The organism is Campylobacter sp., from assembly GCF_020024835.1.
Taxonomy (GTDB): Bacteria; Campylobacterota; Campylobacteria; order Campylobacterales; family Campylobacteraceae; genus Campylobacter_D.
The window spans coordinates 40805-54101 of sequence record NZ_JAHHTD010000001.1; the positions used below are offsets into that span (position 1 = coordinate 40805).

25 protein-coding genes and 1 tRNA gene are annotated in these 13297 nt (G+C 32.1%); 25 read left to right on the forward strand and 1 reads right to left on the reverse strand.

Going from position 1 to position 13297, the window contains the following annotated elements; translation table 11 throughout:
* Position 1: 1 nt before the first annotated feature.
* Positions 2-77 (reverse strand) — tRNA-Ala (locus QZ429_RS00215).
* 224 nt (positions 78-301) lie between these two features.
* Between QZ429_RS00215 and rpsJ the strand changes: the two genes are divergently transcribed.
* From rpsJ to QZ429_RS00340, 25 genes are all read left to right on the forward strand, one after another.
* Positions 302-613 (forward strand): 30S ribosomal protein S10, encoded by a 312-nt coding sequence (gene rpsJ, locus QZ429_RS00220; RefSeq protein WP_012660810.1) that lies wholly within the window; start codon positions 302-304, stop codon positions 611-613.
* A gap of 9 nt (positions 614-622) precedes the next feature.
* Entirely contained in the window at positions 623-1198 is a 576-nt protein-coding gene (gene rplC / locus QZ429_RS00225; protein ID WP_291947040.1) for a 50S ribosomal protein L3, read from the forward strand.
* Positions 1195-1809: a 50S ribosomal protein L4 gene (gene rplD, locus QZ429_RS00230; protein ID WP_291947043.1), complete on the forward strand. Its 615-nt coding sequence runs from the start codon at positions 1195-1197 to the stop codon at positions 1807-1809. The genes rplC and rplD overlap by 4 nt, the downstream gene beginning before the upstream one ends.
* A 1-nt stretch (position 1810) precedes the next feature.
* Entirely contained in the window at positions 1811-2092 is a 282-nt protein-coding gene (locus QZ429_RS00235; RefSeq protein WP_291947045.1) for a 50S ribosomal protein L23, read from the forward strand.
* Between the two features lies 1 nt (position 2093).
* On the forward strand, positions 2094-2924 hold the full coding sequence (rplB, locus tag QZ429_RS00240) for a 50S ribosomal protein L2 (RefSeq protein ID WP_291947048.1): 831 nt from the start codon (positions 2094-2096) through the stop codon (positions 2922-2924).
* Position 2925: 1 nt separating this feature from the next.
* Positions 2926-3207: a 30S ribosomal protein S19 gene (rpsS, locus tag QZ429_RS00245; protein WP_039664929.1), complete on the forward strand. Its 282-nt coding sequence runs from the start codon at positions 2926-2928 to the stop codon at positions 3205-3207.
* Between the two features lie 10 nt (positions 3208-3217).
* The gene (gene rplV / locus QZ429_RS00250; protein ID WP_291947057.1) at positions 3218-3592 is read left to right on the forward strand and encodes a 50S ribosomal protein L22; all 375 of its coding nucleotides are present in this window, start codon (positions 3218-3220) and stop codon (positions 3590-3592) included.
* 1 nt (position 3593) lies between these two features.
* Positions 3594-4295, forward strand: a complete 702-nt coding sequence (rpsC, locus tag QZ429_RS00255) for a 30S ribosomal protein S3 (protein ID WP_291947059.1) — start codon at positions 3594-3596, stop codon at positions 4293-4295.
* A 2-nt stretch (positions 4296-4297) separates the two neighbouring features.
* Entirely contained in the window at positions 4298-4723 is a 426-nt protein-coding gene (rplP, locus tag QZ429_RS00260) for a 50S ribosomal protein L16 (RefSeq protein WP_039648881.1), read from the forward strand.
* Positions 4710-4895: a 50S ribosomal protein L29 gene (gene rpmC, locus QZ429_RS00265; protein ID WP_291947065.1), complete on the forward strand. Its 186-nt coding sequence runs from the start codon at positions 4710-4712 to the stop codon at positions 4893-4895. Before rplP ends, rpmC begins: the two co-directional genes overlap by 14 nt.
* Before the next feature lie 9 nt (positions 4896-4904).
* Positions 4905-5156 (forward strand): 30S ribosomal protein S17, encoded by a 252-nt coding sequence (rpsQ, locus tag QZ429_RS00270; protein ID WP_291947068.1) that lies wholly within the window; start codon positions 4905-4907, stop codon positions 5154-5156.
* Entirely contained in the window at positions 5156-5524 is a 369-nt protein-coding gene (gene rplN, locus QZ429_RS00275) for a 50S ribosomal protein L14 (RefSeq protein ID WP_289233365.1), read from the forward strand. The genes rpsQ and rplN overlap by 1 nt, the downstream gene beginning before the upstream one ends.
* Positions 5524-5751, forward strand: coding sequence for a 50S ribosomal protein L24 (gene rplX, locus QZ429_RS00280; protein WP_291947077.1), 228 nt, complete (start codon positions 5524-5526; stop codon positions 5749-5751). The genes rplN and rplX overlap by 1 nt, the downstream gene beginning before the upstream one ends.
* A 1-nt stretch (position 5752) precedes the next feature.
* A complete protein-coding gene (gene rplE / locus QZ429_RS00285) occupies positions 5753-6298 on the forward strand; it encodes a 50S ribosomal protein L5 (RefSeq protein ID WP_291947080.1) in 546 nt (181 codons plus the stop codon).
* Between the two features lies 1 nt (position 6299).
* Positions 6300-6485: a type Z 30S ribosomal protein S14 gene (locus tag QZ429_RS00290; protein WP_012660824.1), complete on the forward strand. Its 186-nt coding sequence runs from the start codon at positions 6300-6302 to the stop codon at positions 6483-6485.
* Positions 6486-6497: 12 nt separating this feature from the next.
* A complete protein-coding gene (gene rpsH, locus QZ429_RS00295) occupies positions 6498-6893 on the forward strand; it encodes a 30S ribosomal protein S8 (protein WP_291947095.1) in 396 nt (131 codons plus the stop codon).
* Positions 6894-6969: 76 nt separating this feature from the next.
* The gene (rplF, locus tag QZ429_RS00300) at positions 6970-7506 is read left to right on the forward strand and encodes a 50S ribosomal protein L6 (protein ID WP_291947098.1); all 537 of its coding nucleotides are present in this window, start codon (positions 6970-6972) and stop codon (positions 7504-7506) included.
* A 9-nt stretch (positions 7507-7515) separates the two neighbouring features.
* Positions 7516-7872 (forward strand): 50S ribosomal protein L18, encoded by a 357-nt coding sequence (gene rplR, locus QZ429_RS00305; protein ID WP_291947101.1) that lies wholly within the window; start codon positions 7516-7518, stop codon positions 7870-7872.
* Positions 7873-7888: 16 nt separating this feature from the next.
* Entirely contained in the window at positions 7889-8332 is a 444-nt protein-coding gene (gene rpsE, locus QZ429_RS00310) for a 30S ribosomal protein S5 (protein WP_039648896.1), read from the forward strand.
* Positions 8333-8335: 3 nt separating this feature from the next.
* On the forward strand, positions 8336-8728 hold the full coding sequence (gene rplO, locus QZ429_RS00315) for a 50S ribosomal protein L15 (RefSeq protein WP_291947106.1): 393 nt from the start codon (positions 8336-8338) through the stop codon (positions 8726-8728).
* Entirely contained in the window at positions 8728-9990 is a 1263-nt protein-coding gene (gene secY / locus QZ429_RS00320; RefSeq protein WP_291947109.1) for a preprotein translocase subunit SecY, read from the forward strand. Before rplO ends, secY begins: the two co-directional genes overlap by 1 nt.
* A gap of 32 nt (positions 9991-10022) precedes the next feature.
* A complete protein-coding gene (murI, locus tag QZ429_RS00325) occupies positions 10023-10766 on the forward strand; it encodes a glutamate racemase (RefSeq protein ID WP_291947112.1) in 744 nt (247 codons plus the stop codon).
* 124 nt (positions 10767-10890) lie between these two features.
* Positions 10891-11910: a type II asparaginase gene (locus tag QZ429_RS00330; protein ID WP_291949423.1), complete on the forward strand. Its 1020-nt coding sequence runs from the start codon at positions 10891-10893 to the stop codon at positions 11908-11910.
* An 82-nt stretch (positions 11911-11992) separates the two neighbouring features.
* Positions 11993-12640: a ferritin family protein gene (locus QZ429_RS00335; RefSeq protein WP_291947115.1), complete on the forward strand. Its 648-nt coding sequence runs from the start codon at positions 11993-11995 to the stop codon at positions 12638-12640.
* A gap of 74 nt (positions 12641-12714) precedes the next feature.
* Positions 12715-13266: a ribonuclease HII gene (locus tag QZ429_RS00340; protein ID WP_291947118.1), complete on the forward strand. Its 552-nt coding sequence runs from the start codon at positions 12715-12717 to the stop codon at positions 13264-13266.
* The last annotated feature ends 31 nt before the right edge of the window (positions 13267-13297 follow it).

The following is a 13297-nucleotide window of genomic DNA, read 5'->3' on the forward strand; positions in this document are numbered from 1 at the left end:
ATGGTGGAGTATAGCGGGTTCGAACCGCTGACCCCAACGCTGCCAGCGTTGTGCTCTCCCAGCTGAGCTAATACCCCTTTTATTTGGTTTAATGAGAAAAGGATAATACATTTTAGCTTATATTTTATTAAATTAAGTATTCTTAGTATATTAAATATAAAAATTATCCTTATAATAAGGAAAAAATATAAAAAAATATCTATAAATTCTTGACTTTATGAAACTTGTTTTTATATAATTGCTCCATCATTAACTATGGTGGTTAGATTTTATCTAACGAGTTCTTTATAAAGGAAAAAATATGGAAAGAATTAGGCTTAAGCTAAAAGCTTATGACCACAGAGTTCTAGATCGCACAGTTGCAGCAATTGTAGAGGCTGTTAAGAGAACAGGTGCTGATATTAGGGGACCAGTACCGATGCCTACAAAGATAAAAAGATACACAGTTTTGAAATCTCCACATATAAATAAAGACTCACGCGAACAATTTGAGATGAGAATTCACGCGCGTATGCTTGATATTGTGGCAGCTACTCCAGATACGGTAGATTCACTCACAAAACTTGACTTAGCTCCTGAAGTTAATGTCGAGGTAAGAGCTATGGGTAAATAAGGATAAAATATGGAATACATTGTAGAAAAAATTGGTATGAGTAGAACAATTAGCACACCAAGCATTCCTGTAACCCTACTTAAGCTTGTTCAAACTAAAGTATGTGAAGTTGAAAATGGAAAAGCTCTGGTTGCTTATGTTAAAGGCAAAGTAAATAATAAATGTATCTCTGGTCAGCAAAAAAAATATAATCTTTCTACTGAATATAATAGATTTGCTAATTTAAAAGTAGCAAATACCCAAGCAGGAGATATTGATTTAAATCCTTTGAAAGAAGCTTCTGTTTTAAAAGTAAGTTTTAATTCTAAAGGTAGAGGCTATAGTGGGGTTATGAAAAGACACGGATTTGCTGGAGGTCCTGCAAGTCATGGTTCAAGATTTCATAGACGCCACGGATCAATAGGTAATCGCGAATGGCCAGGTCGTGTTCAGCCAGGTATGAAAATGGCAGGTCATTATGGTAATGTAAAAGTTACCGTGAAAAATGAAATAGTATCATTTGATGAAGAAAATAGCATTTTAGTAGTTAAGGGTGCTGTGCCAGGATATAATGGTGCTATGGGTAGAATAAGGATTGCAAAATGAGTAAAGTAACTATTTTAAATGATAAATTTGAAAAAGCTAGCGAACTCGATCTTCCAGCAAAATATGCAGAAGTTAATTCTCACAACCTTTATTTGTATGTAAAATCTTACCTTTCTAGTCTTAGAGCAAATACAGCTCACACTAAAGGTAGAAGTGATGTAAGTGGTGGCGGTAAAAAACCATGGAGACAAAAAGGACGTGGTGGTGCAAGAGCTGGTTCAACAAGAACAAATGTTTGGGTAGGTGGTGCTGTGGCATTTGGTCCTACAAACAATCGTAACTATATTCAAAAAGTGAATAAAAAACAAAAACGTTTAGCACTTGAAAGAGCATTAGCTGATAAGGCTCAAAATAATGCGTTGTTTTCAGTAGATTGTTTAAACATTGAAAGTGGCAAAACAAAAGACGCAAATGCAGTTATTAAAAAGCTTGGTTTAAAAGACGCTTTAATTATAAAAGATTTACTAGATGAAAAAACACTTCTTGCTTTTAGAAATTTAGCAAATTGTTATGTTATTGATGCAAGTGAAGTTAATGCTTATTTAGTATCTGTATTTAATGCTGTTATTATTGAAAAAGCAGCACTTGAATCTATCGTAAAAGAGGGTTAAAATGGCAGATATTACTGATATAAAAACAATACTTTACACTGAAAAAAGTTTAAACCTTCAAGAGCAAGGTGTTGTAGTTATTCAAACTTCTCCAAAAATGACTAAAAATGGTTTAAAAGAAGTTTTAAAAGAATACTTTGGTGTAACTCCATTGAGAATTAATTCTTTAAAAATGGATGGAAAGATAAAGCGTTTTAGAGGCCGTGAAGGTCAAAGAAATAGCTTTAAAAAATTCTATGTTAAGCTACCAGAAGGTGTTAGCTTAGAAAATTCGGAGGCGTAAGATGGCAATTAAAACATATAAACCATATACTCCAAGTAGAAGATATATTACGGGTATAAGTTCTGCAGATATTACTGCAAAAGCTAGCGTTCGTTCATTACTTGTGAAGCTTCCAGTGCATGCAGGCCGTAATAACAATGGTAGAATTACAAGTCGCCATAAAGAAGCAGGTGCTAAGAAACTTTATAGAATTATAGATTTTAAAAGAAGAAAATTTGGCATAGAAGGTAAAGTTGAAGCGATTGAGTATGATCCATATAGAAATTGTCGTATCGCACTAATTTCTTATAGAGATGGTGAAAAAAGATATATTTTACAAGCTAAAGGTTTAAGTGTTGGCGATATTGTATGTGCAGCAGAAAGTGGTCTTGATATTAAACCAGGTAATGCAATGAAGCTTAAAAATATTCCTGTTGGTACTATTGTGCATAATATCGAGTTAAAACCAGGTAAAGGCGGTCAAATGATTCGTTCAGCTGGTGCTTATGCACAACTTATGGGTAAGGAAGAAAAATATGTTATTTTAAGACTTGCAAGTGGTGAGATGAGACAAGTTTTAGCTGAATGTATGGCTAGTATCGGTGAAGTTGGTAACGAAGAGTGGTCAAATGTAACTATAGGTAAGGCAGGAAGAAATCGTCATAGAGGTATTCGTCCTCAAACGAGAGGTTCTGCTATGAATCCAGTTGATCACCCACACGGAGGGGGAGAAGGTAAGAAAAATTCTGGTCGTCATCCAGTTACTCCTTGGGGTAAACCAACTAAGGGTGCTAAAACTCGCCGTAAAAAAGCTAGCGATAAGCTAATAATTTCAAGAAGAAAAGGAAAGTAAGATGGCTAGGTCACTAAAAAAAGGTCCTTTTGTTGATGACCATGTAATGAAAAAAGTCATCGCTGCTAAAAAAGCTAACGATGGCAAGCCGATTAAAACTTGGTCAAGACGTAGCACTATTATACCTGATATGATAGGTTTAACTTTTAATGTTCATAATGGAAAAAGCTTTATACCTGTATATATAACTGAAAATCATATTGGTTATAAATTAGGTGAATTTGCACCTACTAGAACATTTAAGGGTCATAAAGGCTCTGTGCAAAAGAAAATAGGTAAATAAGGAGAAAGTTATGAGTAGAGCGTTAATTAAATTCATAAGATTATCTCCAACTAAAGCAAGATTGATTGCTAGAGAAGTTCAAGGTATGAATGCTGAACTTGCATTAGCAAGTTTAAAATTTATGCCAAATAAAGGTGCTAAATTTATAGCAAATGCTATTTCAAGTGCTGTTGCAAATGGTAGTTTTGAAGCAAATGAAGTTATTGTTTCAAGTTGTCGTGTCGATGCTGGTGCAGTGTTGAAAAGATTTAGACCAAGAGCAAGAGGAAGCGCTAGTCGTATTAGAAAGCCAACCTCACACATTTTAGTAGAAGTTAGCAAAGTAGAAGCAAGTGCTGGAAAAACTACAAAAGCTAAAAAAGCATCAGTGAAAAAGGAAAGCTAATATGGGACAAAAAGTAAATCCGATTGGTTTGAGATTAGGGATTAATAGAAATTGGGAATCAAGATGGTTTCCTACTAAAGCTAATGTAGCAGAAAATATTGGTGAAGATTATAAAATTAGAACTTTCTTAAAGAGAAAATTATATTATGCTGGAATTAGTCAAATTCTTGTAGAAAGAACAGCAAAAAAATTAAGAGTAACTGTTGTAGCTGCAAGACCGGGAATTATTATTGGTAAAAAAGGTAGTGATGTTGATGTTTTAAGAAAAGATCTTCAAAATTTGATCGGTAAAGAAGTTAATATCAACATTAAAGAAGAAAGGAAAGCAGGTGCTTCAGCACAACTTGCTGCTGAAAGTGTTGCTACTCAACTTGAAAAAAGAATTGCTTTTAGAAGAGCAATGAAAAAAGTGATCCAAGGAGCACAAAAAGCAGGTGCTAAAGGTATCAAGGTATCAGTTTCAGGCCGTTTAGGTGGAGCTGAAATGGCAAGAACAGAATGGTATCTAGAAGGTCGTGTTCCGCTTCATACTTTAAGAGCAAAGATTGATTATGGTTTTGCTGAGGCTCATACTACCTATGGAAATATAGGCATTAAAGTATGGATATTTAAAGGTGAAGTTTTGCAAAAAGGTGTTCAAACTGAAAAAGCCGAAGACAATGCTCCAGCTAAAAAAACAAGAAGAGCAAGAAGAGGTAAATAATCATGTTAATGCCAAAAAGAACAAAATATCGTAAAATGATGAAAGGGCGTAATAGAGGTTATGCCAACAGGGGAACAGAATTTACTTTTGGTGATTATGCTTTAAAAGCAACAGAAGCAGGTCGCATAAATTCGCGTCAAATTGAAGCAGCTCGTATTGCTTTAACTCGTTTTGTAAAAAGACAAGGTAAAACTTGGATTAGAGTTTTTCCAGATAAACCATTAACTAAAAAGCCTTTAGAAACTCGTATGGGTAAAGGTAAAGGTGCAGTAGAAGAATGGGTAATGAATATCAAGCCAGGTCGTATTATTTATGAAATGGCAGGTGTTAATGAGGAAATGGCAAGACAAGCTTTAACTTTAGCTATGCATAAATTACCATTTAAAACTAAGTTTGTTACAAGAGAGAGCCAAAATGAAATATATTGATATTAAAGACAAAACAGCAGCCGAGCTTGCAACAATGCTAAAAGAAAAAAAGGTGCTTTTATTTACACTAAAACAAAAGCTAAAAACAATGCAGCTAACTAATCCTAAAGAAATTAGCGAAGTTAAAAAAGACATTGCTAGAATCAACACTGCAATTAATGCTTTACAATAAGGATAGAAAATGGCATTTAAAAGAGAAATTCAAGGCGTTGTTGTTCAAATTGCTGGGGATAAAACAGCTACAATTTTAGTTGAAAGAAAAGTTGTGCATCCAAAGTATAGAAAGATCGTAAAACGCTTTAAAAAATATTTAATTCACGATGAAAGAAATGAGCTTAAAATAGGAAATACTATTATAGCAATTGAGTGCAGACCACTTTCTAAAAGAAAATCATTTCGTTTGAAAACTATAATATCAGCAGGAGTTGAGTAATGATTCAAAGTTTTACTAGGCTTGCAGTTGCTGATAATAGCGGTGCAAAAGAATTAATGTGTATTAAGGTGCTAGGTGGTAGCAAAAGAAGATATGCTACCATAGGTGATGTAATTGTCGCATCTGTAAAAAAAGCTTTGCCAAATGGTAAAGTAAAAAAAGGTCAAGTAGTAAAAGCTGTTATTGTTAGAACTAAAAAAGAAATTCATAGAGATAATGGTTCTTTGATTCGTTTTGATGAGAATGCAGCTGTAATTCTTGATGCTAAAAGAGAGCCAGTAGGAACTCGTATTTTTGGACCAGTAGGTCGTGAAGTAAGATATGGTGGCTTTATGAAAATTGTTTCACTAGCACCGGAGGTGTTGTAATGAAATTAAAAATTAAAAAAAATGATATGGTAAAGATTATTGCCGGAGATGATAAAGGTAAAACAGGAAAAGTTTTAGCAGTATTTCCTAAAACAAATAAAGTAATTGTTGAAGGATGTAAGATGGTAAAAAAAGCTGTTAAGCCAAGTGATAAGAATCCAAATGGTGGTTTTGTAAATAAAGAAATGCCAATGGATATTTCAAATGTAGCAAAGGCAGGTGAGTAAGATGATGAGATTAAAAGAAAAATACAATCAAAGCATCAAAACTGCTTTAGCAAAGGAATTTGATATAAAAAATCCTATGTTGATTCCTTTTATTGAAAAAATTGTTATAAGTGTAGGTGCTGGAGAATTAGCTAAAGATCAAAAGGTTTTGCAAAATATTGCAGATACTATTTCTTTAATTGCTGGACAAAAGGCAGTTATCACAAAAGCTAAGAAATCTGTTGCAGGTTTTAAAGTAAGAGAAGGTTTTCCAGTGGGTGTAATGGTTACTTTAAGAAAAGATAATATGTATGCTTTTTTAGATAAATTAATTACTATTGCACTTCCTCGTGTTAAAGATTTTAGAGGTCTTCCAATAGACGGCTTTGATGGAAGAGGAAATTACAATTTCGGTTTAGACGAGCAGTTAATGTTCCCAGAGGTAGAGTATGATAAAATTTTAAGAACTCATGGTATGAATATTTCTATCGTTACAACAGCAAATTTAGATAAAGAGGCACAAAAATTATTAGAGTTATTTGGCGTGCCATTTGCAAAAGGAAAGTAAGATGGCTAAGAAATCAATGATTGCAAAAGCTGCCCGCAAACCTAAATTTAGTGTTAGAGGGTATACTAGATGCCAAATTTGTGGAAGACCACATTCAGTTTATAGAGATTTTGGAATTTGTAGAGTTTGCTTAAGAAAAATGGCAAATGAAGGTTTAATTCCTGGTCTTAAAAAAGCAAGTTGGTAAGAGGAAAGAACCATGATAAATGATTTAATTTCAGATTCGCTAACAAGAATTAGAAATGCAGGTATGAGAAGACTAGAGACTACTCAACTTTTGTATTCTAAAGTTATTGAAGCTTTGCTTGGAATTTTTCAAGCTAAAGGTTATATTGAAAGTTTTAACGTAATAGAAGAAAACAAGAAGAAATTCATCAATGTAGTTTTAAAATACGATGAAAAAGGTAGAAGTGTTATTAATGAAATTAAGCGTATTTCTAAACCAGGTCGTCGTGTTTATAAAGGTAAAGATGAAATAAAAAGATTTAAAAATGGTTATGGTACTATCGTAGTAAGCACATCTAAAGGTGTGTTAGCCAATGATGAAGCTTATAAAGCTGGCGTTGGCGGTGAAGTTTTATGTACCATTTGGTAAAAGTTTCTACTTTTTATGGTATTCGGTATCCATTCTTATAAAGTAGTCATATCGTAGGCAAATAAAAAGGAAAAATATGTCGCGTATAGGAAAACAACCAGTTTCTATTCCAAGTGGAGTAGAAGTAAAATTAGAAGGTAATTTGCTAAAGTTTAAAAAAGGAAATTTGGCAAAAGAACTTGACACAAAAGCAAATGTAAATATTGAGATTAAAGAAGGACAAATTCTTTTTTCTCCTAAAGGTGAAGATAGACAAAGTAGAGCATATTGGGGAACTTATAGAGCTTTAACTCAAAATATTATCATTGGTTTAACTGATGGTTTTAGTAAAACTTTAGAAATTAATGGTGTAGGTTATAAAGCTGCATTAAAAGGTAAAGTTTTAGAGCTTGCTTTAGGTTTTTCTCATCCTATTAACTATGCTATACCAGAAGGTATAGAGATTAATGTAGAAAAAAACAATATTATTGTTAAAGGAAGTGATAAACAAGTTGTAGGTCAAGTTGCTGCTCAAATTCGTGAATTTAGACCACCTGAGCCTTACAAAGGAAAAGGTGTTAAATATTCAGATGAGCGTATTATCCGCAAAGCTGGTAAAACATCTAAAAAGTAAGGATAGAATATGAGAGCAAATGTATTAAAAAGAAAAATATCTTTAAGAATTAAAAGAAAAAAGAGAATTAGAGCAAAAATTTCAGGAACTCAAAATATTCCAAGATTGTCTGTTTTTAAGTCAAATAGAACCTTGTATATCCAAGCTATTGACGATGTAAAAGCAGTAACTTTAGCAGCTATTGATGGTAGAAAAATTGGTGTAAAAGCAAATAAAGATGGTGCTAAAAAAATAGCAACTGAATTTGCAAAGATTTTGAAAGATAAGAATATAAAAGAAGTGGTATTTGATAGAAATGGTTATTTATACCATGGTGTAATTGCAACTTTAGCTGAAGCGTTAAGAGAGAACGCAATTAAATTATAGCCCAAAAGGAAGATCGATGGAAAAATATAATAGAGAAGAATTTGAAGAAGTAATCGTCGATATCGGCAGGGTTACTAAGGTTGTAAAAGGTGGTAGAAGATTTAGATTTACCGCTTTAGTTATCGTTGGAAATAGAAAAGGTTTAGTTGGTGTAGGATATGGAAAGGCTAAAGAAGTTCCAGATGCTATAAGAAAAGCTGTTGATGATGCTTTTAAAAATATTGTTGAAGTAAAAATTAAAGGCTCAACTATACCTCACGATGTGGAAGTAAAATATAACGCAAGTAGAATTTTACTTAAACCAGCAAGTGAAGGTACTGGAGTTATTGCCGGTGGATCAACTCGTCCAATAGTAGAGCTTGCAGGTATCAAAGATATTTTAACTAAATCTTTAGGTTCAAATAATTCAGCAAATGTTGTTCGTGCTACAATCAAAGCACTCACAATGCTTAAAGGATAATCAATGAATTTAACAAAAGCACCAGGTTCAACACATAAAATTAAAAGAATAGGTCGTGGTCAAGGTAGCGGTATGGGTAAAACTTCTACTAAAGGTGGAAAAGGTCAAACTGCTAGAAAAGGTTATAATGAAAAAAGAGGTTTTGAAGGTGGTCAGCAACCACTTCAAAGAAGATTACCAAAAGTTGGTTTTACTTCTAAATTTGAAAAACCTTATGTGATTAATGTAGAAAAAATTACAGCTATAAAAAATCTTAGCGAGATAACTTTTGAAACTATCAATAGTGTTCATAAAATTTCAAAAAATATAAACAAAGTGAAGCTTATTGGTGCAAGTGCAAAAGATCTTGCGAGTAAAATAAAAGATGAAAAGATCATTTTTAGCGGACAAAAATAATGAATAAAACATTGACAAATAAAATTCTCATCACATTAGCTTTTTTATTTGCTTATAGAATTTTAGCTTATGTGCCAGTTCCTGGAGTAAATGTCAATGTTATCAAGGAATTTTTTGATTCTAATGCATCTAATGCATTAGGCTTGTTTAATATGTTTAGTGGAGGTGCTGCTGAGAGACTTAGCATTATCTCTCTAGGCATTATGCCATATATTACTGCTTCTATTATTATGGAGCTTTTAGCTGCTACTTTTCCTAATATAAGCAAAATGAAAAAAGAACGTGATGGTATGCAAAAATATATGCAAATCATTCGTTATGCTACTATAGTTATTACTTTAATCCAAAGTATTGGAGTATCTATAGGCTTACAAAGCCTTCATGGAAATACTGGACAATCAGCTATTATGATTGATATGAATATTTTTATCGCATTATCTGCGGTATCTATGTTGGCAGGCACTATGCTTTTGATGTGGATTGGTGAGCAAATTACACAACGTGGAATTGGAAATGGTATCTCATTGATTATATTTAGTGGTATTGTTTCTTCTATTCCTAGTGCAATTAGCGGAACGATAAATTTGGTTAATACAGGTGAGATGAATTTCTTGACTATCATTGCTATTTTGGCGGTAATTTTACTTACTATTTGGGCTATTATCGTTGTAGAACTTGGAGAAAGAAGAATTCCTATTTCTTATTCTAGAAAAGTTATTATGCAAAATCAAAATAAGCGTATTATGAATTATATTCCTATTAAAATTAATTTAAGTGGGGTAATTCCTCCGATTTTTGCTAGTGCTATTTTGATGTTTCCAAGCACTATTTTACAAACAAGCACCAATGAATATGTATTAAAAATTTATGATTTTTTAAGTCCTAATGGGCTTTTCTTTCATATTTTAACATTTTTACTTGTTATTTTCTTTGCGTATTTTTATGCATCAATTGTATTTAATGCAAAGGATATAGCTGAAAATCTTAAAAGGCAGGGTGGTTTTATACCAGGAATTAGACCAGGTGAGGGGACGGCAAATTATTTAAATGAAATTGCCTCAAGATTAACTCTTTCAGGTTCTATTTATTTAGGACTTGTATCAACTTTACCTTGGCTAATAGTAAAATTATTTGGTGTGCCTTTTTATTTTGGTGGAACTTCTGTTTTGATTGTTGTTCAAGTTGCCCTTGATACTATGCGAAAGATTGAGGCTCAAATTTATATGAATAAATATCAAACTTTAAGCGCAGTGGGCTTGTAAGAAAGTAGTTTTCTACTTTCTTATTTTGAGTGATGAAATTAGGAATTTTTGATAGTGGTGTTGGCGGGCTTAGTGTCTTAAAACCATTATTACAAACAAATTTTTTTAAAGAATGTATTTATTATGGAGATACTGCTAGAGTTCCATATGGTGTTAAGGATAAAGACACTATCATAAAATTTTCTTTAGAGGCTTTAGAATTTTTTAAAACAAAACAAGTTGATATGCTTATTATTGCTTGCAACACCGTTAGTGCTTATGCTTTAGAAATTTTAAGAGCAAATGCAAATTTTCCAGTTTTAGGCGTGATTGATGCGGGAATTATGGCAGTAAAAAATACTTTATTAGATAAAAAATCAAAGATTTTAGTTATTGCTACAAGAGCTACTGCGGATTCTCATAAATATCAAAAAGGTTTGCATAAAGAAGGCTTTTTAAATATCGAGGAAAAAGCTACTGGACTTTTTGTTCCAATGGTAGAAGAGGGTATTTTTCAAGGATATTTTTTAGAATCAGCTTTTAAATATTATTTTAATGATCTTGCTTATACGCCAGATGCTTTAATTTTAGCTTGCACTCATTTTCCATTAATTTCATCATCTTTACAAAAGTATTTTGGAGATAATACCAAGTTAATTCATTCAGGAGAAGCTATAGCTTTGCAAATTGAGCAAGAATATAATTTAAGAAAAAAATATAAAAATACCAAACTTTCTTTTTTTGCATCAAGTGATGAGAAAAAATTAAAAAATATTGCAAAATTATGGTTGATTTGATTATTATTTAATATTTTTTATATTTTTATTTATTGTTTATTTTAATTTAAACTTATGTGCATTATAATCCTTATCATTTTATACGAAAGGATTAACAATGAAAAGAATGCTAATATGTGCTGCAATGGCACTTAGTTTAGGAGCTGGAATTTTGGAAGCAAAACCAAAAATTGCGATTTTAGCTACCGGTGGCACTATAGCCGGATCAATTAATAATGCTGTAGCTACTACAGGTTATACAGCTGGTGTTTTAGGTGTAGATACTTTAATCAAAGCTGTGCCTGAAATTCAAGATTTAGCAGTAATTAGCGGTGAGCAAATTGCAAATATCGATAGCAAAGATATGACAGATGAAATTTGGCTAAAATTAGCTAAAGAAGTAAATAAATTGTTAAAATCTGACATTGATGGAGTTGTTATCACTCACGGCACAGATACAATGGAAGAAACGGCTTATTTTTTGAATTTAACGATAAAAAGCGACAAGCCAGTTGTATTAGTAGGTGCTATGCGTCCATCAACTGCAATAAGTGCTGATGGCCCTAAAAATCTTTATAATGCAGTAGCATTAGCCGCAGATCCAAAAGCTAAAGACAAAGGTGTAATGGTAGCTATAGATGATAAAATTCAAAGTGCAAGAGGTGTTGTAAAAACCCATAGCTTAAATGTTGATGCGTTTAGCTCACCTGATATGGGCGATATGGGCTATATTGTAGATGGAAAGGTATTTTTTTATAATACTAATACAAAATTACATACTAAGAAATCCCCATTTGATGTAAGTAAATTAAAAGAGTTGCCAAAAGTGGATATCCTTTATAGTTATGCAAATGATGGTAGTGCTGTTGCAGCTAAGGCTTTATTTGATAATGGAACTAAAGGTATAGTAGTAGCTGGCACTGGTGCAGGTAGTATTCATTATTATCAAAAAGATGTTTTAAAAGAGCTCATTAAAAAAGGATTAAATGTTGCTGTAAGTTCTCGCGTGGTAGCTGGTAGAGTAGTTGTAAGTGAAGCAGATGCACGACTTGGTTTTATTGATACAGGCGATATGAATCCGCAAAAAGCTAGAGTTTTGTTAATGCTTGCTTTGACAAAAACAAATGATCCTCAAAAAATTCAAGAATATTTCTTAAAATACTAAAATTTAATTACCTAAATTTTTGATACAATCTAAATTTGGGTAAATTTTCTTATACCTAAAAATTTAATTCTAGGAGAATATAATGAAACAATATGAAATGTATAAGTGCCAAAAATGTGGCAATGAAGTTGAGGTTCAAAATGTCGGTGGTGGTAAGTTAAGTTGCTGTAATCAAGATATGGAATGTATAACAAAGGATTTAACCGCAGTAAATTTAATGAAAGCTTTTGCTGGTGAATCAATGGCTAGAAATAAATATGATTTATTTGCTGATATAGCGCAAGAAGAGGGGTGGCACGCTATTGCAAAACATTTTAGAGAAGCTGCTGAAAATGAAAAATGGCACGCAAGAGCTGAATTTAAAGCTTATCACGAATTAGTAGATGGTAAAGCTTTAGAAGAAACTGCGAAAAATTTACTTTGTGCTGCTGATGGTGAAAATTATGAACATACTATTATGTATCCAAATTTTGCACAAATTGCTGAAGATGAAGGAAAGAAAAATATAGCAAGATTATTTACTGCTATTGGTAAAGTTGAAATTGAACACGAAAGAGAATATTTAGCACTTAAAAAAATGTTAGAAGAAGAGGACTTTTTTAATTCTGAAACTGAAGATTTATGGGTTTGTGAAGTTTGTGGTCATATTCACAGAGGCAAGAAAGCACCTGCAGCCTGTCCTTTGTGTAAAGCTCCAAAAGAATACTTCAAACGTGAATTTTTAGGATAATTTAATTCCTTGGTAGAATTTACCAAGGATTGTTATATTTAAATTTGATAAAAATACTAAGATGTTGAGGTAAAATGGCATTAGTTGGAGTTGATGAGGCAGGACGTGGAGCTTTAGCTGGAGATATGCATATTGGAGCTTGTAAGCTTTTAAAAAACATAGATGGCTTAGCAGATTCTAAAAAATTAAACAATCAACAAAGACAAAGACTATACGAAAAGATTTTAAAAAATTCGAATTTTTTAATACTTGCGTTTTCTCCTTTTCAAATTGACACTTTAGGACTTAGTAAGTGTTTAAAACTCGCATTAGAAATTATACAAAATCACTTTAATAAAGATGAAATTTTATATGATGGAAATTTAAATTATGGAGTATCTGGTATAAAAACTATGATAAAAGCAGACGCTAAAATTCAAGAAGTTTCAGCTGCTAGTATTTTAGCTAAGGTAAGCCGTGATATAAAAATGTGTTATTTGCCTACTATTTATGAAAAATATGAATTTCATAAACATAAAGGCTATGGCACTAAAATTCATATAGAAAAAATTAAAATATATGGTTATTCCCCTTTGCATAGAAAAAGCTTTGCACTAAAATGCTTTGAAAAAAATTTATTTGATTAAGATATTGTCAATAATTGCTATGCTTAAATAA

Coding starts and splice junctions, on each gene's coding strand:
- QZ429_RS00340 (WP_291947118.1), top strand. CDS start 12,715: ATGGCATTAGTTGGAGTTGATGAGGCAGGACGTGGAGCTTTAGCTGGA.
- QZ429_RS00290 (WP_012660824.1), top strand. CDS start 6,300: ATGGCTAAGAAATCAATGATTGCAAAAGCTGCCCGCAAACCTAAATTT.
- QZ429_RS00235 (WP_291947045.1), top strand. CDS start 1,811: ATGGCAGATATTACTGATATAAAAACAATACTTTACACTGAAAAAAGT.
- rpsJ (WP_012660810.1), top strand. CDS start 302: ATGGAAAGAATTAGGCTTAAGCTAAAAGCTTATGACCACAGAGTTCTA.
- secY (WP_291947109.1), top strand. CDS start 8,728: ATGAATAAAACATTGACAAATAAAATTCTCATCACATTAGCTTTTTTA.
- rplB (WP_291947048.1), top strand. CDS start 2,094: ATGGCAATTAAAACATATAAACCATATACTCCAAGTAGAAGATATATT.
- rplN (WP_289233365.1), top strand. CDS start 5,156: ATGATTCAAAGTTTTACTAGGCTTGCAGTTGCTGATAATAGCGGTGCA.
- rpsE (WP_039648896.1), top strand. CDS start 7,889: ATGGAAAAATATAATAGAGAAGAATTTGAAGAAGTAATCGTCGATATC.
- rpsQ (WP_291947068.1), top strand. CDS start 4,905: ATGGCATTTAAAAGAGAAATTCAAGGCGTTGTTGTTCAAATTGCTGGG.
- rplP (WP_039648881.1), top strand. CDS start 4,298: ATGTTAATGCCAAAAAGAACAAAATATCGTAAAATGATGAAAGGGCGT.
- rplD (WP_291947043.1), top strand. CDS start 1,195: ATGAGTAAAGTAACTATTTTAAATGATAAATTTGAAAAAGCTAGCGAA.
- rpmC (WP_291947065.1), top strand. CDS start 4,710: ATGAAATATATTGATATTAAAGACAAAACAGCAGCCGAGCTTGCAACA.
- rplO (WP_291947106.1), top strand. CDS start 8,336: ATGAATTTAACAAAAGCACCAGGTTCAACACATAAAATTAAAAGAATA.
- rpsH (WP_291947095.1), top strand. CDS start 6,498: ATGATAAATGATTTAATTTCAGATTCGCTAACAAGAATTAGAAATGCA.
- rpsC (WP_291947059.1), top strand. CDS start 3,594: ATGGGACAAAAAGTAAATCCGATTGGTTTGAGATTAGGGATTAATAGA.
- rplV (WP_291947057.1), top strand. CDS start 3,218: ATGAGTAGAGCGTTAATTAAATTCATAAGATTATCTCCAACTAAAGCA.
- QZ429_RS00330 (WP_291949423.1), top strand. CDS start 10,891: ATGGCACTTAGTTTAGGAGCTGGAATTTTGGAAGCAAAACCAAAAATT.
- rplF (WP_291947098.1), top strand. CDS start 6,970: ATGTCGCGTATAGGAAAACAACCAGTTTCTATTCCAAGTGGAGTAGAA.
- rplC (WP_291947040.1), top strand. CDS start 623: ATGGAATACATTGTAGAAAAAATTGGTATGAGTAGAACAATTAGCACA.
- QZ429_RS00335 (WP_291947115.1), top strand. CDS start 11,993: ATGAAACAATATGAAATGTATAAGTGCCAAAAATGTGGCAATGAAGTT.
- rplR (WP_291947101.1), top strand. CDS start 7,516: ATGAGAGCAAATGTATTAAAAAGAAAAATATCTTTAAGAATTAAAAGA.
- rpsS (WP_039664929.1), top strand. CDS start 2,926: ATGGCTAGGTCACTAAAAAAAGGTCCTTTTGTTGATGACCATGTAATG.
- murI (WP_291947112.1), top strand. CDS start 10,023: ATGAAATTAGGAATTTTTGATAGTGGTGTTGGCGGGCTTAGTGTCTTA.
- rplX (WP_291947077.1), top strand. CDS start 5,524: ATGAAATTAAAAATTAAAAAAAATGATATGGTAAAGATTATTGCCGGA.
- rplE (WP_291947080.1), top strand. CDS start 5,753: ATGATGAGATTAAAAGAAAAATACAATCAAAGCATCAAAACTGCTTTA.